This is a genomic window from Microcoleus sp. N3A4, assembly GCF_036701805.1.
Classification (GTDB): domain Bacteria; phylum Cyanobacteriota; class Cyanobacteriia; order Cyanobacteriales; family Microcoleaceae; genus Microcoleus.
On sequence record NZ_JAUBRJ010000021.1, the window covers coordinates 90,572 to 111,725 of the forward strand.

Here is a 21,154-nt window from a genome sequence, read left to right on the forward strand (position 1 = left end):
AGTTGTTAGTAACCAATAACAACTAACAACTAACCAATAACAACTAACCAATAACAACTAACCAATAACAACTAACCAATAACAACTAACAACTAACCAATAACAACTGACTATTCTGCAATTTTCAACTCGTACAAATTCCAGAAAGCACCGCCGAGGGCGCTGTAGCGAATTCCCGAAATGCGATCGCGCACCGCCTCAAAAGTCAGCGGATTCACCATATAAATAAAAGGCACTTGTTCCGCTATAATCTTCTGCGTCTCCCCATAAAGTTCCTTGCGCTTCGCCTCATCAAGCTCCTGAGAAGCCTTCACGTAAAGGTCATCGATTTTCTGCTCCCAATCGTACACTTCCCAACCCTTAATCGGCGGTTCTCCGGCTTGCGGGCCCTGGTTGAAACTGTGCAAAGTCCCGTTAACAGACCAAATATTGTAGCCGCTGTGCGGTTCAGTGCCTCCCGTAAAACCGCCGAGGTAAGTATCCCAATTCCGCGTCAGGCGCAGCTTTTCCACATAAGTGTTAAAACTCAGGAACTGTGTATCAACTTGCATCCCCAGTTTGCCTAAATCTTGCTTAATTTGCGTTCCCATTTGTTCCCGAACTTTTTTACCCGCAGCCATCAACAAAGTAAATCGCACTTTGTTGCCCTCAGCATCCAATAATTGACCCTCACTATTATATTTGAAACCAGCACTTAACAGCAACTCTTTGGCTTTTTGCAGATCGTAACTGTAAGTTTTCAATCCCTGTTCAGGGGACAGGTAGAACGGACTTTGCGGCGGAATTGGGGAATGCAGCGGTGCCCCAAGTCCGCGATAGATATTGTTAGTCATGGAGTCGCGATTGATGCCGTAGGCGATCGCCTGCCGAAATTCCTTAGTCGCGAACCACCGAGACTTAACCGGGTCTACAAACGGCTGATTTTGAGCATTGCGCCCCTTATTCAGATTGAAACACATAAACACGCTGCCAGTATCAGGCCCGCCGTTGAAGACCGTATATTTGCCGCGTTTTTCCTCGCGTTTCAGCAGCGGAAACACTTCCGGCTGCACGTCCAGAGTATCCAAATCGCCCGATCGAAAATTCAGGAGTTGATTGTCAGTATTTTCGATAATTTGCCAAACAATTTGCTGGATGTAAGGCTGGACATTTCCCTCAGCATCTTTGCGCCAAAAATACGGATTTTTTTCCAAAACAACGCGCTGATTAGGAGTATAGCTCAGCATTCGATATTGACCGTTGCCGACAATTTTTTGAGGGTCAGTATCCGTGTTCCAAGTAGTCAGGAATTTAGGTTTGCCATCTGCATCTGTATTGTCTGCAGATTCCTGTAAAATATGAGCTGGTAAAATCGGTATTCCCCCAGCATATCTAATAAAAGGAGCAAAGGGTTCGGCAACGGAAAATTGAACGCGGCGGCTGTCAATTTTTTTAACTTTTGGGAATTGGCGACTCATCCCAACCCTCAGAGTATCTTTCAAACCGCTAGGGATTTTGTCATTGAAATAAATCTTTTCATAGCTGAAGATAATGTCATCAGTAGTCATCGGTTCGCCGTCCGACCATTTCAAACCCTCTCGCAGGGTGAAGACAATCTTTTTGCCATCTTTAGAAACTTCCCAGGACTCGGCTAAACCGGGTTCTAGCTGCGATGTCAAGCCGTTTTCGTTGATTAATCCCTCGTACATATAGCCAAAAACGCTGTATGCAGATTGATTTAGCGGGTAGTTAAAGGTGGCCGGGCCGCTGGGGGTGGGAACGATGAGTCTGTTTACTAAGTTCGATCGGGCTGGAGTGCACGCAGACAGAGTTATAGTGGCAATTGCCGCCAGTAAAATCGCCAGCCAGCGCAGTTTTGAATGTAGCATCATAGAAATTTTCATAATTTTTTACTATACCATTTCCGTGCAACTATGAGGAACAAATCACAAATAACAAATAACCAATGACCGAAAGTAATATGGTCACAAGCTCCTGGATTCATCCGTAGAGACTTTAAAAAGCTCCGCATCATTCCTAACAAGCCCCCGGATTCATCCGTGGGATGAATCTAAAATCTAAAATCTAAAATCTAAAATTGGTTGACTGAGATTGCAGCCAACCGAGAAAATCTTCAGTGCGCGAAAAATACTTTTCCACTCCAGCCTGTTGCAAAGCATCTTGAACTTCGGGAAGTTGGCGAAATTCTTTGACATTGCCGCTTAGAAATGCTTTGGTTTCTGTGGGGCGCAAGCGGGCATGATTCAGGATACAGTGCAGAATCAAATTGTCTGTTGGGTCTTTTTTGATGATAATTGTGTTTAAGCTTTCTTGAATTATATTAGCAGTTAAGGCAATCATCTCAGCATTTTGAGACAACTGCTCAATAGATTCGCGCAGACGCAAATCTATATCGTCGAGTCGTCTTTCATAGTCGGTTCTAGACTGACCTAAGTTTAAAAATAGAGATTGGGCGTGCTGTGAGGTCAAATCTCGATTAGCCTCGCTGATTTGATTGTCAAGTTGCTGTTTGAAATAGTTGTGTCGCTTCACTTCATCCTCTAAAGCAGAGAAAGATTCCATGTAGCAAATACTGGGTATTGTCAACTGTACAGATGCTGGCGTTTGCATCAGCAACGTACTTGCTTGAGGGTCACGCCCTGTGGCAATACTCATCAAGAAGTTTGTCTCTATATACAAAATGACCAAGTTGCACTCCTGCTTTTGTTGTTCCACCAGCCAGCCTTTGTAACAAGCCAATGATTGTTATCTGTTCTGATTCTGGGGGTATTTCAGATTTCCAGTTATACGCTAAGTCTCGCAGCCACGATTCGATCAGACTCTCTAAGTAACGCTCAGATATCCATTTTTTACCAAATTCAGGCTCATAATAGCGAAGTATTTCACCAGTGTTGAGAGAACAAACAGGTTCAGATAAATTCACTCCGTCCCATTTGAAAATCAGAATTTGTTCGGTGTCAACAAACATCGCATAGGGAATGATGGTGCGTTGCTCGGATATCTTCGCTAACACAGCTTTCATCCAAGATATCATGTAGTCAGCAATCCTCTGCTTTGCTGCTTGTTCTTGAGCTTGAATAATTTTGACCTCAATTAGCACGACTACCCGATCGTCCTTATCGAGAGCGATGATGTCAACGTCGATCGGCATTTCGATTTCCAAGTCTTCGGCGAGCATAAATTCGACTCCTAAATAAGTAGAAAATCTTCATAACCTGACAACTATTTTAGCACTAACAAAACTACAGCGTAAGCTGCGATTCCTTCTTCTCTCCCCACGGGCCCTAACTTTTCGTTGGTGGTGGCTTTGATGCCGATTTGGTCTGGGTTGAGTTTGAGGACGCTAGAAAGCCGATCGCGCATTTGCTCAATATGCGGTTTCAGCTTTGGACGTTCCGCCACCACCACCGAATCAATATTGCCGATTTCCCAGCCTTTATCTAATATTAACTGATTGACTTGTGCCAGCAATACGAGACTATCAGCACCTTTCCATTTCGGGTCAGTCGGCGGGAAATAAAAGCCGATATCTCCTAAGCTGAGAGCTCCGAGCATCGCGTCCATGATAGCGTGAGTCAGCACGTCTGCGTCGCTGTGACCGAGTAATCCTAATTCGTGAGGAATATTGACACCGCCGAGGATGAGAGGGCGATCGGGAACTAAGCAGTGAATGTCGTAGCCATTGCCGATGCGGATGTTCATGTAAAATGGAGGTTTTGGAAGTATAGTAGAAGACAATTATTTCATATTTTCATGGAGATAAGTGAATTTATTTTTTAATGCCGCTCCGAGTGTTAAAGATTTTTTTTGCTGATTTCCTCAGCAGTTATGGCAATCCTAAAGCTGCTGGAGGGGGGAGAGAAGGGTTAATGTTGGAAACGCTAGAAAATTATCGGGGACTTCTCGATCGCTCTTTTGAACTCAAAGACTTACAAAGGCGAATCCAAAATTTATTAGGATCTTAAATATACGGCCCTGGACCAATCAAGACCAAAGAAACCGGGTTTTTTACCGAATCTGTGGACTGCAAGGAAGTATTACCGCAAAAAACCCGGTTTCTGACCATCCGTGCGATCGCCCTTTCTCCTATTCTTCCCTCTCCTGCAACCAAACCTCGTACAAATCCAGCCGGCGCGATCGAGTTCTTTCAATTTGCTGTTCCCTGCGCCAGCGAGCAATTTCCGCGTGATTACCAGATAGCAAAACATCAGGAACCTTCAATCCCCGAAAATCCGCCGGTCGAGTGTACTGCGGATAATCCAAAAGTCCGTCCTCAAAACTCTCAAACTTCAGCGAATCTTCCTTCGCCACAGTTCCCCGCAGCAATCGCAAAACCCCATTAATTAAAGCCAAAGCCGGAATTTCGCCCCCCGTGAGCACAAAATCCCCCAAAGACACCTCGCGAGTTACCAAGTGCAGCACTCGATCGTCCACACCCTCATAATGACCGCAAATCAACACCAACTGATCGCGATCGGCCGCCAACTCCCGAAACATCTGCTGCTGCATCGGTTCCCCCTGGGGAGTCAGCAAAATCACCTCCCGCCTCGGCAAAACCGGCAGCGACTCCACCGCAGCAAAAATCGGTTCCGGCTTCATCAGCATCCCTACTCCGCCCCCGTAAGGCTCATCATCGACTCGCTGGTGCTTGTCTGTGGTAAAATTGCGGGGATTGACAAAATTCACCTCGGCAATATTTTTAGCTAAGGCTTTGGCCATCAGTCCCGATCCTAGGGGAGCCCGGAAAAAATCTGGAAATAGGGTAACAACGTCAAATCGCACAATTATTGGAATTTATTAATACATCACCTCTAGTTTGACCCTTAGAGGGAGTTCAGTTTTCACTAATTGCTTTATTCTTTATAATTTCTTATAATCTCTGAGAATTTTTGCAAGTTAAATTCTCTTCCTTTGTCTGCAAGTCGGTTTTGTACAAAAATAATCGGTTCTCAGGACAGCCGCTGCGAGTAAACTCGCCCCCAAGCAACTGCGGGATCGCGCCATAGGCGATCGCACCTCACTCGCACCAAAAAATATTCACTCTTAAAAAGCCCCATTCTACCCACAGTCACGGCAAAATTGAATTTCACATCCAACAGAGGAAGACACACCATGCAGCAGTTGACATCTCAAGCCCTTGAACACAATATTTCCCAGCGCACAAAAACCTCGATTATGGTCATCGGCGGAGCCGAAGACAAAGTTCACGGACGAGAGATTTTGAACACCTTTTTTTGCCGTGCTGGAGGTGCAAACGCTCGGCTGGCGATCGTTCCCTGCGCTTCGCGAGATCCCGAAGGAATTAGCAACCGCTACCGCACCATATTTGACGAAATGGGCGTTAGCGCCGTCAAAGTAGTGGACATCCGCGAACGCGAACAAGCCGAAAACCCCGTCTGGAAAGATTACTTAGAAGATTGTACTGGCGTATTCATCACAGGCGGCGACCAACTGAGGCTCTGCGGACTGCTGGCGGATACCCCGCTGATGGAGAAAATTCGCAAAGAAACTCTCGAAGGCAAGATTACCCTCGCCGGTACCAGCGCGGGTGCTGCGGTGATGGGATATCACATGATTGCAGGCGGCGGGAGCGGCGCGTCACCGAACCGCTCTTTAGTAGACATGGCAAACGGACTTAACATTATTCCTGAGATCATCGTAGACCAGCATTTTCACAACCGCAACCGCATGGCTCGCTTGCTGTCGGCTGTGGCAAGCCATCCCGATCGCATCGCTATTGGTATTGACGAAGACACCTGCGCCTTGTTTGAGGGAGACGATACTATGAAAATTCTCGGTAAAGGCACTGTGACTATTGTTGATTCTAGGGAAAATTTTTATACCAACGAGTCTCTGGTAGGAGCCACAGAACCCTTAAGTCTGTTCAATATGCGGTTGCACGTTCTGTGTCACGGAGATTGCTACAATATGCCCCTAGGCAAACCAATGCCATCGGCAGCCTGTTCCGAGTCTGGCTGGCCCCCGGAATGTCGCACAGCCAACTAACGCAGAATTTCAAAGTCATCGATCCGACAGAAATTATGCGGCATTCCGGCAGAATCATGAATACAACAATAGAATAGATTCCGAAGCAACCACCGGCTGATGCCAGAAGGCAGAATCACAGAAAATTCTACCTTCGGGCTTTGAGCTTTTGTTTGAGATTGACCTGTACTGGTTTCTAGCCGATCGCAATTGCATGGATTTTCAATTGGGCCCCCCATAACTGGAAATTCAGTGCAAAACTGTTCGCAGCGAACAGTAGATCGAGCAATCTAGATCGAAATTGAATAAATGCTCCAATTATCTATAAGATTTCGCGCCCCATACCCCTCTAACTACCATGAAAATACTTAAAATCCAGACCTTACGCGGCCCCAACTACTGGAGCATCCGACGCCACAAACTCGTCCTCATGCGTCTGGATTTAGAGGAGTGGGCAGATAAAACCACATCTGAAATTCCTGGCTTCTACGAAGGGTTGACCGCCGCGCTCCCGAGTTTGAACGACCATCACTGTTCTCCAGGCCATCAGGGAGGCTTCCTGCAACGTGTCAGAGAAGGCACAATGCTGGGACACGTAATCGAACACGTAGCCCTAGAACTTCAGGAAATGGCAGGAATGCCGGTCGGGTTCGGTCGCACCCGCGAGACTGCGACCCCTGGCATTTACCAAGTAGTAATTGAGTATCAAAACGAACAAGCAGGTCGCTATGCCGCCCGGGCGGGCGTGCGGATGTGCCAGAGCATTGCTGATACTGGTACTTATCCAGCAGCAGAATTAGTCCAAGATTTGAGAGACCTTAGAGAGTTTGCTGCGTCGGCGGCTCTCGGGCCGAGTACGGAAACACTGATCAAGGAAGCAGAATCTCGCGGCATTCCTTGGATACAGTTGAGCGCCCGGTTTATGATTCAACTCGGCTACGGAGTTCACCAAAAGCGGATTCAGGCAACTCTGAGCAACCGCACGGGAGTTTTGGGAGTCGAACTCGCCTGCGATAAGGAAGGTACCAAAAATATCCTCGGCAGCGCTGGCGTGCCTGTTCCCAGAGGAACGGTGATTAATTATTTGGATGAATTGCGCGGGGCGATCGAAGATGTCGGCGGTTATCCGATCGTCCTCAAACCCCTAGACGGCAACCACGGCCGCGGCATTACGATCGACATCAATTCCTGGGAAGCAGCAGAAGAAGCCTACGACTTAGCCAGCGCGGCATCAAAAACAAAAAACGTGATAGTCGAGCGCTATTACACCGGCCGCGACCACAGAGTATTGGTAGTCAACGGGCAAGTCATAGCAGTCGCCGAACGAGTCCCCGCTAACGTCGTAGGCAACGGCAGGTCTACAGTAGAACAGCTTATTGAAGAAGTAAACCGCGACCCGCAGCGGGGAGACGGACACGACAACGTGCTCACCCGGATCACGATCGACAAATTGTCCCTGGATTTGCTGGAAAAACAAGGATACGCGATGGACTCCGTAGTTCCCGCCGGCGAAAGAGTATTTTTGCGCGCGACAGCAAACTTGAGTACCGGTGGAATTGCAGTCGATCGCACCGACGAAATCCACCCGGAAAACGTCTGGCTGTTTTCCAGAGTCGCCAAAATAATCGGTTTGGACATCGCCGGCATTGACGTAGTAACTCCCGACATCTCCCAACCCCTGCGCGATGTCAACGGCGTCATCGTCGAAGTCAACGCAGCACCGGGTTTCAGAATGCACGTCGCCCCGAGTCAGGGTTTGCCCCGCAACGTCGCCGGCGCTGTCTTCGATATGCTTTTCCCCTCGCCTCAACCCAGCCGGGTGCCGATTTTAGCGGTAACGGGAACCAACGGCAAAACTACAACCACTCGCCTGCTTGCCCACATTGTCAAGCAGACCGGTCAGATTACCGGCTACACGACTACCGACGGCACTTACATCGGCGATTATTTGGTCGAAAGCGGAGACAATACCGGGCCGCAGAGTGCTCAATTGATTTTGTCTGACCCGACGGTGGAAGTGGCGGTGCTGGAAACGGCTAGAGGCGGAATTTTGCGATCGGGCCTGGGCTTCGATCAGTGCGATGTCGGCGTCGTCTTGAACGTCGCGGCCGATCACTTGGGCATTGGCGACATCGACACCGTGGAACAACTGGCCAAGCTCAAGAGCGTCCTCGTCGAGTCGGTAATGCCCAAAGGCTATGCAGTTTTGAATGCAGACGACCCGTTAGTAGCACGGATGGCGCAGCGTGTCAAGGCTCAAATTGCATACTTTTCGATGAACCCTGACAACGAACTTGTTGCCAAACATACCGCTGCGGGCGGGCTGGCAGCGATTTACGAAAATGGCTACTTGTCGATCTTGAAAGGCGATTGGACGCTGAGAATCGAGCAAGCTGTGAACGTGCCGCTGACGATGGGCGGGCGGGCGCCGTTTATGATTGCCAATGCTTTAGCAGCTTGTTTGGCAGCCTTTGCCCAAGGATTGAAAATAGAGCACATTCGGGCGGCTTTGTCAAGCTTCCAAGCATCCGTCGGCCAAACTCCCGGACGGATGAACCTGTTTAATTTGGGCAGCTATCACGCTTTGCTCGACTACGCCCACAACCCCCACAGCTACAAGGCTTTGGGTTCTTTTGTGCTCAATTGGCCGGGAATGCGGATTGGGGTAGTTGGCTGCCCGGGAGACCGGCGAAATGAAGATTTTGTCACGCTGGGCAAACTTTCGGCCGAGATGTTCGATCGGATTATTGTGAAGGAAGATGCCGATCGGCGGGGGCGAGAGCCCGGTGTTGTGGCAAAGTTAATTTGCCAGGGAATTGCCGAGGCGATGTCTGCAGGAACCGCAAACAAATCTAAAGTTGAATACGAGTTGATTCTCGACGAAACAACGGCTGTTAACAAGGCTTTAGATGAGGCGCCGGCCGGCAGTTTGGTCGTGATTTTACCTGAAAGCGTCAACAAAGCTTTGAGTTTAATTGAAGCCCGGAAACCGATTAAGGAATCTGTGGAATTTCAAAATGGTTTAGATCGATCGGAGTCACAAGATAGTTTAAAACCGACTGTTGTGAATCAAGGCTAAACTCTGAAGTTTGATTTCATTACATTATTAATAGGTTGGGTTAACGAAAGGAAACCCAACCTTTTTGCTTTAAACAACCGCCGTATTATCTTTCAATATTTTCTCTGTAACCTCAATCAGTTCGCACACAGAATTTTGCGTAAGTTGTGTAGTTTTAAACCCATGAGCAATAGCGTTCCGCAAAGAAAGCGCATTCATTAATAACTGATATTCGGATTTAGAAATCACGCCCTCAACCGTCAGTTGTTTCACTAAATACAGCGGTTCTAATCTTTGCAAACTTAGCTCTTCTTTATGGGCAACAATCCTCAAAGTTGCCTCAACTAAAGACCAAGAATATAGCATTGCTGACTCTAGATGTTGTGTTACAAGTTGCTTGGCGACTTGCAAACCCAACTCTATTTCATGCTCTTGAAAAGAATCCTCAGCTTGGGAAATATCGACTGCATCCTCCGAGTTAGTCATCACTAACTCAAACCTCCAGCCGGGATTTTCTGCTACTGCTTGGGCTAAATTACGTAGATATGTAGTAGAGGGTGACTTGAGTGAATCGCGTGACTTGACTGCAATAACCACCGATTCTTCGCCCCGGCGCACTATCAGATCCGGGCGATAGCTTTTAAGGAAGTCCGGTAAATCTTCAGAGTTTGGATGAAATGAAATTTCATAACCTTTCTCACGATACTCCTCTGCTAGTTTCAGCAGTTGCTCTCTTTCTATGTTTGCAGTTGGGGTTGCGATCATGTCAGTACCTCTTTGTCAGGAGCATCAATTACGACAATGTGCAAGAATTCATTACCACGGGCAAATCCTTCCGCTAGAATCGAGGTCATATTTTCTACTTTAAAGTTAGTTGATAAATTCCTCTTGCGGACTAGAACATCAGTTACTCGATCGTCATCGACATAGGGAGCATCTCAGTTTTGCATTTATAGTGCGAGCGTCCCCGCTCGCGATTTGTAGAATACGCGAGCTCTTAAGCTCGCACTATAATAAAAAAAATGCTTTTTGCAAAACTGAGATACTCCCTCGACATAGGCTAGCCCGATAATTGCATCTTGAATTGGCTTTACTATGTTGTCTACATCGATTTTAACAGAATCGTAGAAATAAGTTATCTGAAGCATCACTAGGCCAGTAGCTGTTTTCTGCTCCGAAGACCAGTATTTTTCAGCCTCTTGCCTCACTGTCACTTTCCAAGCTTTAAGAATATCTCGCCTACGAGCTTGTTGTAATACTGGTGGGCCATCTACTATGAACTCAAATCTCGCCAAAGTGTTTCTAAATAGAAGATTGGGGATTATTTTACCTCTTAACTGCCGCCCACTGGGTAATCGGTGCCAGGAGTTTCCAACCAAAATCGCAAGATAAATCGCCAATTCAAACCGATCGAAGTATAGAATCAGGAAAAAGCAAGCAGCAGGGATTGAAGCATGAATGAGGCCGATCGCACGCGAGTCGAAACATTCATCACGCGCTGGGCAGGTTCTAGCGGTAACGAACGGGCAAACTACCAGTTGTTTTTTGCGGAAATGTGCGATGCGCTGGGAGTCGATCGCCCTTTTGATAAAGGCAGAATTCCCAACGATCCCTACTGCTTTGATAAAGATGTCAAAATTTTTCACCCCAGCGGCAAAGTAACTCCGGGGTTTGTGGATTTTTACAAAGCCGAGCATTTTTTAATCGAGGCAAAACAGGGCGGAACAACCAGCAAAAAAGGAACGGCGAAGCGGGGGACAAATACCTATTTGCGAGAGATGGAAAAAGCGTTTGTGCAGGCGATCGCCTATACCCGCAGTCTCAGCAGCAAACCGCCGTTTTTGTTAACTTGCGATATTGGCGACCATTTCGAGTTGTGGATGGGTTTTAGCGGCGATTATGGCGGCTATGGGGCGCGGCGAGAAATCGGGCTAATCGAGTTGCTGAAAGCCGATGTTTTCGATTTGTTTGTCGATATTTTTAGCAATCCACAGCAGCGCAATCCAGAGAAAATTGCAGCGCGGGTGACGCGGGAAGTAGCGGCGGATTTGGCAGAGTTGGCGAAGCGGATGGAGGCGAATGTCGATCCGCAGCAAGTCGCCCAGTTTTTGATGCGCTGTATTTTCACCATGTTTGCTGAGGATGTGGGGTTACTCAAAGAACATTTGTTTACGCAGGCGCTGGAAACGCGATGGATTCTCAATCCGAAGATGTTTAAGCCGGAAGTAGAGGCGCTGTGGGAGGCGATGAATGAGGGGACGAGTTTTGGCTTTCACGGCAAACTGTTGCGGTTTAATGGCGGATTGTTTGCCGAGTCGCAGGCGTTTGCGCTGACAAAGGCGCAGTTGGAAGTTTTGTTGCAGGCGGCGAAGCGGGATTGGTGCAATGTGGAACCGGCGATTTTTGGGACGTTGTTGGAAAGGGCGCTGGATTCGAGGGAACGGAGTAAGTTGGGGGCGCATTATACGCCGCGATCGTATGTGGAAAGGTTGGTAAAGCCTGTGGTAATGGAGCCTTTGGGCGATCGCTGGATTGCGGTACAAGCGGAGGTTAAACAGTTCCTCAACGCGGGGGAATTGGAACCGACTGCAAATCAAAGGAAAAAGGCGAGATCAGTTTTAGAGGCATTTCTGACGGAGTTACAAGGGGTGAAGATTCTCGATCCGGCGTGCGGATCGGGGAATTTCCTGTATGTCACGTTGGATTTGTTGAAGGGGTTGGAATCGGAGGTGTTGCGGCGCTTGGAGGATGTCACCGGATCGGCGCAGTTGCGGTTAGATATTGCTCAAGTTAATCCGAGTCAGTTTTTGGGGATTGAGATTAATCCACGGGCGGCGGCGATCGCGGATTTGGTGATTTGGATTGGGTATTTGCAGTGGCATTTTCGGCGGTTTGGCGATATTCCGCCGATCGAACCGGTGTTGCGGGAGTACAACAATATTGAATGCCGGGATGCGGTGTTGGCCTATGACGGAATAGAACCGGATGTGGATGCGGCGGGGAAGGTGAGAACTCGCTGGGGTGGGCGGATGATGAAAAGTCCGGTGACGGGGGAAGATATTCCCGATCCTACAGACAAAGTAACGATTTATCGGTATTTGAATCCGAGGGCGGCCGAGTGGCAGGATGCGGATTATATTGTGTCTAATCCGCCGTTTATTGGGAATGCGAGAATGCGGGAAATGTTGGGGGATGGGTATGTAGAAGTTCTTCGAGCAGTGTACAAAACTCTGCCTGAATCTATCGATTACGTTACTTACTGGTGGGATAAATCAGCACTTTTGTTACGAGAAGGAAAAATTAATTCTTTTGGTTTAATCACGACAAATAGCCTGCGCCAAACTTTCAATCGTCGTGTCATTAACTCTCATCTCGATTTCAACAACCCAATTTCAATAAAATTTGCTATTCCCGATCACCCGTGGGTTGATTCCTCTGATGGGGCAGCAGTTAGAATTTCTCTGACAGCAGCAATTAAAGGGCAAGTTTCGGGATTACTAAATAAAGTAACGGATGAGTTAGATAAAGAAGAGGGAGAATCAAAAATTAAATTTGTATCAAAATTAGGTAAAATATGCTCTGATTTAACTGTAGGTGCTGATATTAGCTCAGCACGAGTTCTTCGTGCCAATGAAAAAATTGGTAATAGAGGAGTCCAGTTAATTGGATCTGGCTTTATAGTAACGCCTAATGAGGCATTACTTTTAGGGATTGACACAGTACCGGATACTGAGAAATATATTCGCAGATATCGGAATGGGAGGGATATCACAGATAGATCGAGAAATCTAATGGTAATTGATTTGTTTGGTTTAGAAGAAAACGAAGTGAAAGATAAATTTCCACGTCTCTATCAGTGGATTCTTGAGAGAGTCAAGCCAGGGCGTGACGAAAACAATCGAGAATCGTATAAAAAAAAATGGTGGATTTTTGGTGAACCTGTTGTAACCACACGCAATGCACTAAAAGGTTTGAACAGATACATAGTCACCTGTAGAACTGCAAAGCATCGAGTTTTCACGTTTTTAGAGTGTGATATTATACCAGACGCAAAACTAATAACAATTGCATTAGATGAGGCATATTTTCTAGGTATTTTATCATCTAAAGTTCATGTTAATTGGGCTATGAGAACTGGGGCATGGTTAGGAGTTGGTAATGACTCTAACTACAATCACTCAGAATGCTTTGGTAAATTCCCCTTCCCCGACCCCACCGACACCCAAAAACAAACCATCCGAGAACTCGGAGAACGCCTCGACAGCCACCGCAAACGAGTCCAAGCCACTCACCCCGAAGTCACCATCACCGGGATGTACAACCTCCTCGAAAAACTCCGCCTTGGCGAACCCCTCGACGACAAAGACAAAGCCTTCAACCAAAAAGCCCTAGTCTCCACCCTCAAACAAATCCACGACGAACTCGATGCCGCCGTATTTGCCGCCTATGGTTGGGAACCCACCCTCACCGACGACCAAATCCTCGAAAACCTCGTCACCCTCAACGCCCAACGCGCCGAAGAAGAACGCAGCGGACTCATTCGCTGGCTGCGTCCCGACTACCAAGCCCCAGGCGAAACCTACGTGCAACCATCCCTTGCAGGCATCACCACCGAAACCGAAACCTCGATCGCCCCCACGGAACAACAACCTTTCCCCAAAACCCTCAAAGAGCAACTTTCCGCCATCCGCGACTTATTTCGCACCCAAAGTGGCGAATGGACTGCCGCCCAAGTCACCGCCCATTTCAAAGGCGCCAATCGCAAACAAAAAGTCATTCTCGACTGTCTGGAAAGCCTAGAAGATTTGGGGATTTTGCTCAGTCATAATGAAGGTGGCATCACATTCTGGCACTTCGCAGAAGTTTAAAATACTCGGTAAGTTTTGCTTTGTGATTGTTATCATAAGCTTATCGGACAAAATGAAATGTATATTTTTGAGACTCTGAAAGTATGGCAGCTAAAGATAAATTTCATGATTCGGTAAAGAGGGGTCTTGAAAAAGAAAAATGGACGGTTACTCACGATCCATTGAAGCTTGAGTATGCAAAAAACGAGCGCGTGGAGATTGACTTGGGAGCAGAAAGACTCTTGGGTGCAGAGAAAGCAGGAGAGAAAATCGCAGTCGAAATTAAGAGTTTTTTGAACGATTCCGCATTATCTGATTTTCATACAGCCTTGGGACAATTTTTGAATTATCGATTAGTCTTAGAAGAACTCGATCCAGAGCGTACCTTATATTTAGCAGTTCCACTTGCCTCTTACGAATCGTTCTTCCAACGCGAATTACCCAAAGCATCAGTCAAACGACATCAAGTTAAAATTATTGTATACAACCCAGTACGGGAGGAAATAGTCAAATGGATCGACTAGATTATTATCGCCAGTGCATCGAAAAGTTGCTGATCGAATCGGGTGAAGACCCGCCGGTTAATGGTCAGATTGAAGTAGAATTCGTTTTTGACAAAGAACGCGATCGCTATCTGGTTATCGATTTAGGATGGAATGAACATCACCGTATTTATAACTGCTTCATTCACTTAGATATCAAAGATGGAAAAATTTGGATTCAGCGCAATCAAACCGATCGAAGTTTTGCTGATGAATTAGTACAAATGGGGATTGCGAAAGAAGAGATCGTGTTAGGAGTTCAGCCTCCCTATGCGCGACAGTATACAGGGTTTGGAGTTGCATAGGAAAGTGTTGCAGCAGTGTGAGATGGTAGGTATCGAGAATATATTGATTCATAGGGTCTCAGACTCAGGAAAATCGATATCAGCATTTCGATCTTGGCGATAGGTCTGAACATATTCCGTGACTTCATTCAACAACGGGTTACATCTCAAAAGAGGTGAAACATTCAACATCGGACGCGCCTCATACCAAGCAATCCGATCGTCTATTTCTGGCTGATTGTCCAGATAAAAGCTAATCGCATCAAACACTTGAGCTGCCGTCACGAGTTGCAGTAACTTCTGTGGAATTTCTTCAGGCTTGATTCCTGATTTCCAAAACACCACAATATCCCGTACAGTAACTTGAGTGTCTGCAATAATCGGTTCCCCCTGCAAAACTTCAGGATTGCGGGTGACATAGCGAGAAATGCTTGTAGGAGACAGCGAACTGGTCATAACGACCTCATCAGAAAATGTAAACTAGCCTTCATCTTAGCGTAGCGGACAGAAGATGCCTATTATTTCCCAAACTCCTTCTCTATTCCATTTGCAAATACTCCAATACCAGCAACCGCAAATAGTCTAGCATTCGGATATACGATCGCATTTGAAGATAGCCCGATCGCGTCTCATCATAAAACTGAGCGATCGCAGAACGATCGAACACCCGAAGCTGATGTAACTCTGCGATCGCTTGCTCGCGATTCTCAACCTCTGCGCGCTCCTCAATCTGACTAGCATAACCGCGAATACTTACTGTTACTAACTCAAGCTCCTCCAGAAACGAAAAATCTTCCTCGGAACCAAAATACCTCTGAGATATCTCTTTGCGCTCTGATTTAGTGTTTTGATAGTCAACTGTCAACTGTGCCAAAAGTTGCACAATAATATCTTGTTGAATCGCTAATTTGTTCTGAAATTGTGCCATATCGCTATTCCTCATTAATGCCATAAGTCACGATTTTCTCAACACCATACTGGTCAGCTCGCACAATTAAAAACTCATTGCCCTTTCGGTAAATAGCGGCTCCATCCTGCCGATATCCCGTCCGAGGAACTCTTACAGCACCTCTAGTGTTGAAGTTGTGTGCCTTACGCAGATATTTGAGTGGATCGAATCCTTTTCTTTGTGAATGGTCTAACACACTTTGGGCCACAGTTCGATAAGTTCCTCTATCCCATTCAGACAGATATTGCTGTAGTTCGATAACTTCAGTATTGGAATAGTCTTCAAACAGTCGCTCTAAATAAGGATCAAGGGATGATTCGTCTGGCATTTTCACTCTAATTCCAGAGGATATTATTTATCATAGCTTTCCAGGAAAAAGACCGATCGCCTTTCATCTCTTAACTACCGCCCACTGAGTAATCGGTGCCAGCGGTTTCCAACCCTGAAAAGAACCGATCGCCCCTACTCGCTGAATCCCAATTCTAATTAGTTCCCCACCATAACGATCGTGCCACTGCAAAACTTTAAATTCGCTCTCAACTGTCACGGCATTCACAACTAATCGGCCGCCCTCACCTAAAGCATTCCAGCAAGTTTCCAGCACAGCTTCTGCGGTGACACCGCCACCAATGAAAATAGCATTCGGTTGAGGCAAATTTGTCAGGGCTTCCGGCGCTGATCCCGCCACGATTTCGAGTTCGGGAACGCCGAAAGTCGAGGCATTTTCGGCAATGTATTGCAGCCGAGTCGGATGGCGTTCGATCGCGATCGCCCTGCACCGAGGATGACTCCGCATCCATTCGATCGCGATCGAACCGCAGCCAGCCCCCACATCCCAAAGCAACTCTCCCGGAATCGGTGCTAACGCTGACACAGTAACGGCTCGAACCTCTCGCTTGGTAAGTTGTCCGTCGTGGCGATATGCAGCATCCGGCAAACCCGCAGTTCGGGGAAAAAGCAGGGTTTCGCGATCGGCTGCAACTGCGATCGCGATCGCGTTCAAATCAGCCAAATCCGCTGCATTCCAGGCTGCTGCTACCCCCTCGATCCGCCGTTCCGAGTTCCCTCCCATCCGCTCGAACACGGTCATCAAACTGCTGCCAAACCCCCGCTGTGTCAACAATTGGGCCACCTTTCCCGGCGTGTGTCGATCGGCGCTCAATACCAGCAAGCGCGCCCCCGGCGACAAAGCAAGGGCGATCGATGCGATCGGGCGATTTGTCAAACTGAAAGTCTCAACATCCGCCAAAGCCCAACCCAAACGGGCGCAAGCAAGACTAAAAGCCGATGCAGCGGGAATTACAGTCATTTCGGAAATAGGAATTTTGCGCGACAGCGTGACGCCGATGCCGTGACACATGGGATCGCCGCTGGCTAGCACGCACACAGACTGTCCCCGGCGGCGGATGATTCGATCGACTGTTGCTTGTATCGGCGAAGCCCAAAGCAATTGTTCGCGGGTGTCGTCGGTTGGTAGCATTGCGAGGTGACGGGCACCGCCGACAACGACTTGAGATCGATCGAGTAGACAACGGGCGATCGCACTCAATCCCGAAAGTCCGTCTTCGCCAATCCCCACCACCGAAAGCCATTTGTGCATTGCGCCCTTACTGCTAATTACTACTTATCGATTCTAAAGAATAATATCGGATTTCCATTCACAATTCTTTCTTCTACTTGCCTCATTCCGAGTCTTTCTGCGACTTTAAGCGACTCAATGTTTGGGCGATCGCAGCTTGATTTGAAAAAAAAAATTCTCTTCCTTGGCGGCAGTTTTCTTTGCCGCTAGTAATTGTACCATCTCCTTCAATCATCACAGTGTCATCCGAGTAGTATTTTTCCAAAGCTACTGATGTTTGGAATGTCTCAACAAGGTGATTGATATCTGCGAGTTTGATTTGCAATTCTTCAATTGTCATAAATAACGCGATCGCAGGTTTTATAGCCGAAGTTAGAAGTCACGCACTCTGAGAGTGATTTTGACTTTGATTATAGATTATAAAAAATTATTCAGGGATCAGCAAGACAATAAAACGAATTTCCCCCCTAACAGGCGAGCTCGCCCGGAGATTTGTTAAGAAACTCGATCGATCTGGCTGATGCCGATCGACTTGTGATAGATTTCTTAAACCTGAAAGCGGGAAAGTCCGGTGCAATTCCGGCGCTGTGCCGCAACTGTCAAAGTCAGAATGCCGATTTCAGGAGTTTACTTTAGATTCCCTGCGTCGCACGGGGAGGAGTTTCTTTGTTAGCTTTGAGTGAATTGCCGACTTGTCCTGGTTTATTTTACGGTTCCCGCGCCCGAGACGGAATATTATCGAGAATGCGGATTCCGGGGGGGATTTTAAACGCGCAGCAGTGTCGGACGATCGCGGATTTGGTCGATCGATACAGTACCGGTTGTTTGCAAGTAACGAATCGGGCGAATTTGCAAATCCGAGACTTGAATTCGCCAGTTTCTGATGAAGTTTGGCAAGATTTGCTGGAATTGGGATTGGCATCTCGCCGCGTTGAAGTTGACCCGATCCGCAATATTATGGCAAGTCCGACAGCAGGGATCGATCGACAGCAACTACTCGATACTCGCCCGCTAGTGAAAGCTTGGGATGATTACCTGCAAACACATTCCGAGTTGTCGGAACTTTCGCCTAAGTTCAGTATTGGCTTTGACGGCGGGGAATCGGTTTCGATCCGCGATTTACGCAACGATATTTTATTAGCTGCTGAAGGGCGTTCAACCAAATCAGAAATCGTTTTTCGGCTGCATTTAAACGGCGACACAGGGATTTTAATCCAAGAATCGCAATGTATTTCAGTATTAGCCGCCCTCGCTAGCGCCTATCTTGAATACACCAAAAATAGACCTCGAATTGATGGCAAAAAACCGCGTTTGCGTCACCTGCTGGCAGATTGGGGCGCTGAAAGTTATCTAGAAAGGGTACAGCAGAATTTACCATTTTTATTGCAATACACATCTTGCACCTTTCTCAAGAACAGGCAAGATGCCTGTTCCACAAACAGTGAATTTCCTTGTGGGGTGGGCATCTTGCCCGCCCGATCGATCGCCTCATCTGAAAAATCCATCCCCAATCACCAACATCTCGGCATTTACCCTCAGCAACAGTCCGGTTTCTCCTACATGGGAATTGCACTGCCCCTAGGTAAGCTAGAATCAAAACAACTGCGGAATTTGGCAAATTTAGCCCAAAATCTAGCCAGCGGTACCCTGAGACTTACGCCGTGGCAAAATCTGTTGATTTCTGACATCCCCAACTCCCAGCTTTTTGAGGTAAAACAGCAAGTAGCCGATGTGGGATTGCACTCGTCGGCGACTCGCCTAGATTCGTGCTTGGTGGCTTGTGCCGGCAGCAGCGGCTGTGCGTCGGCGGCGACAGATACTCAAAGTCACGCCTTAGCAATGGTGAGGGATTTAGCGGAAAAATTGACGATCGACCTGCCGATTAACATTCATTTCAGCGGTTGCGAAAAGTCCTGCGCCCAGCACCGGCCAATTGATATCACGCTGGTAGGAATTCAGATTGAGCGGGGACACGAGATAATCGAAGGTTACAACATTTATGCAGGTAGAAAAGATTTACCCTTCGGACGGCAAATTTTCCAGAGGGTGAGTGCGGTCGAGATGCCCGGTGCGATCGAGCGAATGTTGCGGGTGTATCAGCGGTTTCGAGAGCCTTTGGAGTCATTTGGTGAGTTTGTCGATCGGCAGGCGATCGACCAATTGCAGGAGTTGTTCAGCACCGAAAAATGGAATTTAAAGTAAAAAAATATCCCATTAAAACTGACAAATTTTAATCATTTATCTTTCTATATCTCTCGATATTTCTGCCTTCGCGCCTTCGCGGTTTATTCAAAAAATCTATTTCACAAATCAAACAAAATTCCCATAACAGTTTTAAACAATGATTGACTACATTCGAGACGGAACAGAAATCTACATCAAATCCTTTGCCACAATTCGATCCGAAACAGATTTGTCAAACTTGCCGCCCGATTTAGAATCGGTAGCCGTGCGACTAATTCACAGTTGCGGCATGACCGATATTGTTGCAGATTTAGCAGCTTCGCCCGGTGCAGCCACCTGCGGACGCCAAGCCCTCTCAGCAGGTGCGCCGATTCTCTGCGATGCCCGGATGGTGGCCGAAGGCATCACTCGCAAACGCCTTCCCGCTGACAATCAGGTGATTTGCACCCTCTGGCATTCCGAAATCCCGGAGTTGGCGCGGCAAATGGGAAATACTCGATCGGCCGCGGCCGTGGATTTGTGGCTAGACAACTTGCAGGGTGCGGTGGTGGCAATTGGCAATGCCCCGACTGCTTTGTTCCGACTGCTGGAAATGCTGGATGCCGGAGCACCCAAACCGGCTTTAATTCTGGGTTTCCCGGTAGGATTTGTGGGGGCGGCCGAATCCAAAGCCGAACTGGCCGCCAACAGTCGGGGAGTGCCATTTATGACGTTGCACGGGCGGCGCGGTGGCAGTGCAATGGCAACGGCGGCCGTGAATGCGTTAGCTAAAGAGGACGAACTATGACTGAGGCTACTGGTAAATTGTACGGTTTGGGTATTGGGCCTGGCGATCCTGAGTTGATTACTTTGAAAGCTTATCGGATTTTGCAATCGGTGCCGGTGATTGCCTATCCGGCGATGGAAAATGGTAAGGTGCTGGCGCGGGCGATCGTCGCGGATTATCTGCGCCCGGAGCAAATTGAGATTCCGATGCCGCTGCCTTTTAGTCCGACGCGATCGTCTCAACCTTATTACGATATTGCAGCGGAGAAAATTGCGGCACACCTCAGCGAGGGACGGGATGTGGCGGTGCTGTGTGAGGGCGAACCTTTTCTCTACGGCACGTTTATGTATTTGTTCAATCGATTGTCGGGGACATTTACCACTGAAGTTGTGCCGGGAATTTCTTCGACAATGGCGAGTGCGGCTGCGTTGGGAGTGCCGCTGACTTATCGTAACGATGTGTTAAGTATTATGCCTGCGACGCTGGATGCTGAGGTTTTGCGCGATCGGCTGGCGGTTGTTGATGCTGCTGTGATTATTAAGCTGGGCCGGCACTTTGCGAAAGTCCGGGACGTGCTGATTGAGTTGGGACAGTTCGATCGAGCACTGTATATAGAACGCGCAACTATGCCGAATCAGCGAATTCGGGCGATCGTAGATGTCGATCCGGCGGAGGTTCCCTATTGGGCCCTGGTGATGATACCCAGCCAGCAAAAGTCTGTATCTTAATATTTCCATGCCTGAAGGCGACAAGCTTCCAGGCTTTCCCTACTTTTTTGTGCATTCTTGCCCATTTATCCAGCATTCCTGATATTTATAACTCAACCTTATGACTCTCATCAGTTAATCTGTTGTTAAAATACTTTACAAACCTTAGAATATGCTTTATGTTTATTTACATGGCGGAACACAAAGCCGTCACGAACATTGAAAATCAAATACAGCAATCATAAAACCATGA

21 protein-coding genes and 1 riboswitch are annotated in these 21,154 nt (G+C 47.6%); of the genes, 9 read left to right on the forward strand and 12 right to left on the reverse strand.

Annotated elements, in window-relative coordinates:
* Window positions 1–110: 110 nt before the first annotated feature.
* The 4 genes from QUA56_RS14785 to ispF all read right to left on the reverse strand — a co-directional run bounded on the left by QUA56_RS14785 (window position 111) and on the right by ispF (window position 3,702).
* Window positions 111–1,871 carry an ABC transporter substrate-binding protein gene (locus tag QUA56_RS14785; RefSeq protein ID WP_333358819.1) on the reverse strand — a complete coding sequence of 587 codons (1,761 nt, stop codon included), beginning with the start codon at window positions 1,869–1,871 and terminating at the stop codon, window positions 111–113.
* 193 nt (window positions 1,872–2,064) lie between these two features.
* On the reverse strand, window positions 2,065–2,655 hold the full coding sequence (locus tag QUA56_RS14790) for a PIN domain-containing protein (protein WP_333358777.1): 591 nt from the start codon (window positions 2,653–2,655) through the stop codon (window positions 2,065–2,067).
* Complete coding sequence (locus tag QUA56_RS14795) at window positions 2,633–3,178, reverse strand: hypothetical protein (protein ID WP_333358779.1); 546 nt, start codon at window positions 3,176–3,178, stop codon at window positions 2,633–2,635. Before QUA56_RS14795 ends, QUA56_RS14790 begins: the two co-directional genes overlap by 23 nt.
* Window positions 3,179–3,222: 44 nt before the next feature.
* The gene (gene ispF / locus QUA56_RS14800) at window positions 3,223–3,702 is read right to left on the reverse strand and encodes a 2-C-methyl-D-erythritol 2,4-cyclodiphosphate synthase (protein WP_333358821.1); all 480 of its coding nucleotides are present in this window, start codon (window positions 3,700–3,702) and stop codon (window positions 3,223–3,225) included.
* Between the two features lie 77 nt (window positions 3,703–3,779).
* Between ispF and QUA56_RS14805 the strand changes: the two genes are divergently transcribed.
* Window positions 3,780–3,965 (forward strand): hypothetical protein, encoded by a 186-nt coding sequence (locus tag QUA56_RS14805; RefSeq protein ID WP_333358781.1) that lies wholly within the window; start codon window positions 3,780–3,782, stop codon window positions 3,963–3,965.
* Window positions 3,966–4,086: 121 nt separating this feature from the next.
* On the opposite strand, the gene trmD is transcribed toward QUA56_RS14805, so the two are convergent.
* Together trmD and QUA56_RS14815 are read right to left on the reverse strand one after the other, a co-directional pair.
* Window positions 4,087–4,782, reverse strand: a complete 696-nt coding sequence (gene trmD, locus QUA56_RS14810) for a tRNA (guanosine(37)-N1)-methyltransferase TrmD (RefSeq protein ID WP_333358783.1) — start codon at window positions 4,780–4,782, stop codon at window positions 4,087–4,089.
* A gap of 167 nt (window positions 4,783–4,949) precedes the next feature.
* Window positions 4,950–5,114 (reverse strand): hypothetical protein, encoded by a 165-nt coding sequence (locus tag QUA56_RS14815; protein ID WP_333358786.1) that lies wholly within the window; start codon window positions 5,112–5,114, stop codon window positions 4,950–4,952.
* On the opposite strand from QUA56_RS14815, the gene QUA56_RS14820 reads away from it, so the two are divergent.
* Together QUA56_RS14820 and cphA are read left to right on the forward strand one after the other, a co-directional pair.
* Window positions 5,113–6,006, forward strand: a complete 894-nt coding sequence (locus QUA56_RS14820) for a cyanophycinase (RefSeq protein WP_333358788.1) — start codon at window positions 5,113–5,115, stop codon at window positions 6,004–6,006. The two genes, QUA56_RS14815 and QUA56_RS14820, sit on opposite strands and share 2 nt — an antisense overlap.
* A 337-nt stretch (window positions 6,007–6,343) precedes the next feature.
* The gene (cphA, locus tag QUA56_RS14825) at window positions 6,344–9,064 is read left to right on the forward strand and encodes a cyanophycin synthetase (protein WP_333358790.1); all 2,721 of its coding nucleotides are present in this window, start codon (window positions 6,344–6,346) and stop codon (window positions 9,062–9,064) included.
* Window positions 9,065–9,133: 69 nt separating this feature from the next.
* Here the strand turns inward: cphA and QUA56_RS14830 are convergent, their stop codons facing one another.
* Window positions 9,134–9,808 (reverse strand): hypothetical protein, encoded by a 675-nt coding sequence (locus QUA56_RS14830; protein WP_333358792.1) that lies wholly within the window; start codon window positions 9,806–9,808, stop codon window positions 9,134–9,136.
* 689 nt (window positions 9,809–10,497) lie between these two features.
* Between QUA56_RS14830 and QUA56_RS14835 the strand changes: the two genes are divergently transcribed.
* The 3 genes from QUA56_RS14835 (at window position 10,498) to QUA56_RS14845 (ending at window position 14,737) form a co-directional block, all read left to right on the forward strand.
* On the forward strand, window positions 10,498–13,911 hold the full coding sequence (locus tag QUA56_RS14835; protein WP_333358794.1) for a DNA methyltransferase: 3,414 nt from the start codon (window positions 10,498–10,500) through the stop codon (window positions 13,909–13,911).
* 83 nt (window positions 13,912–13,994) lie between these two features.
* Entirely contained in the window at window positions 13,995–14,414 is a 420-nt protein-coding gene (locus tag QUA56_RS14840; RefSeq protein WP_333358796.1) for a XisH family protein, read from the forward strand.
* A complete protein-coding gene (locus QUA56_RS14845) occupies window positions 14,402–14,737 on the forward strand; it encodes a XisI protein (protein WP_333358798.1) in 336 nt (111 codons plus the stop codon). The genes QUA56_RS14840 and QUA56_RS14845 overlap by 13 nt, the downstream gene beginning before the upstream one ends.
* Window positions 14,738–14,785: 48 nt before the next feature.
* Here QUA56_RS14845 and QUA56_RS14850 read toward each other — a convergent pair whose 3' ends face one another.
* The 5 genes from QUA56_RS14850 to QUA56_RS14870 all read right to left on the reverse strand — a co-directional run bounded on the left by QUA56_RS14850 (window position 14,786) and on the right by QUA56_RS14870 (window position 17,584).
* Window positions 14,786–15,172, reverse strand: a complete 387-nt coding sequence (locus tag QUA56_RS14850) for a DUF433 domain-containing protein (protein ID WP_333029648.1) — start codon at window positions 15,170–15,172, stop codon at window positions 14,786–14,788.
* A gap of 82 nt (window positions 15,173–15,254) precedes the next feature.
* Window positions 15,255–15,644 (reverse strand): hypothetical protein, encoded by a 390-nt coding sequence (locus QUA56_RS14855; protein ID WP_333358800.1) that lies wholly within the window; start codon window positions 15,642–15,644, stop codon window positions 15,255–15,257.
* Between the two features lie 4 nt (window positions 15,645–15,648).
* Entirely contained in the window at window positions 15,649–15,993 is a 345-nt protein-coding gene (locus tag QUA56_RS14860; protein ID WP_333358802.1) for a hypothetical protein, read from the reverse strand.
* A 63-nt stretch (window positions 15,994–16,056) separates the two neighbouring features.
* Complete coding sequence (cbiE, locus tag QUA56_RS14865; RefSeq protein ID WP_333358804.1) at window positions 16,057–17,265, reverse strand: precorrin-6y C5,15-methyltransferase (decarboxylating) subunit CbiE; 1,209 nt, start codon at window positions 17,263–17,265, stop codon at window positions 16,057–16,059.
* A gap of 82 nt (window positions 17,266–17,347) precedes the next feature.
* Window positions 17,348–17,584, reverse strand: coding sequence for a hypothetical protein (locus QUA56_RS14870; RefSeq protein ID WP_333358806.1), 237 nt, complete (start codon window positions 17,582–17,584; stop codon window positions 17,348–17,350).
* 204 nt (window positions 17,585–17,788) lie between these two features.
* Window positions 17,789–17,868: riboswitch (adenosylcobalamin-variant (AdoCbl-variant) riboswitch) on the forward strand.
* Window positions 17,869–17,910: 42 nt separating this feature from the next.
* Here QUA56_RS14870 and cobG point away from each other — a divergent pair.
* The 3 genes from cobG (at window position 17,911) to QUA56_RS14885 (ending at window position 20,922) form a co-directional block, all read left to right on the forward strand.
* Entirely contained in the window at window positions 17,911–19,446 is a 1,536-nt protein-coding gene (cobG, locus tag QUA56_RS14875; protein ID WP_333358808.1) for a precorrin-3B synthase, read from the forward strand.
* A gap of 139 nt (window positions 19,447–19,585) precedes the next feature.
* Entirely contained in the window at window positions 19,586–20,215 is a 630-nt protein-coding gene (locus QUA56_RS14880) for a precorrin-8X methylmutase (protein WP_333358810.1), read from the forward strand.
* Window positions 20,212–20,922: a precorrin-2 C(20)-methyltransferase gene (locus QUA56_RS14885; protein ID WP_333358812.1), complete on the forward strand. Its 711-nt coding sequence runs from the start codon at window positions 20,212–20,214 to the stop codon at window positions 20,920–20,922. Before QUA56_RS14880 ends, QUA56_RS14885 begins: the two co-directional genes overlap by 4 nt.
* Window positions 20,923–21,154: the final 232 nt, after the last annotated feature.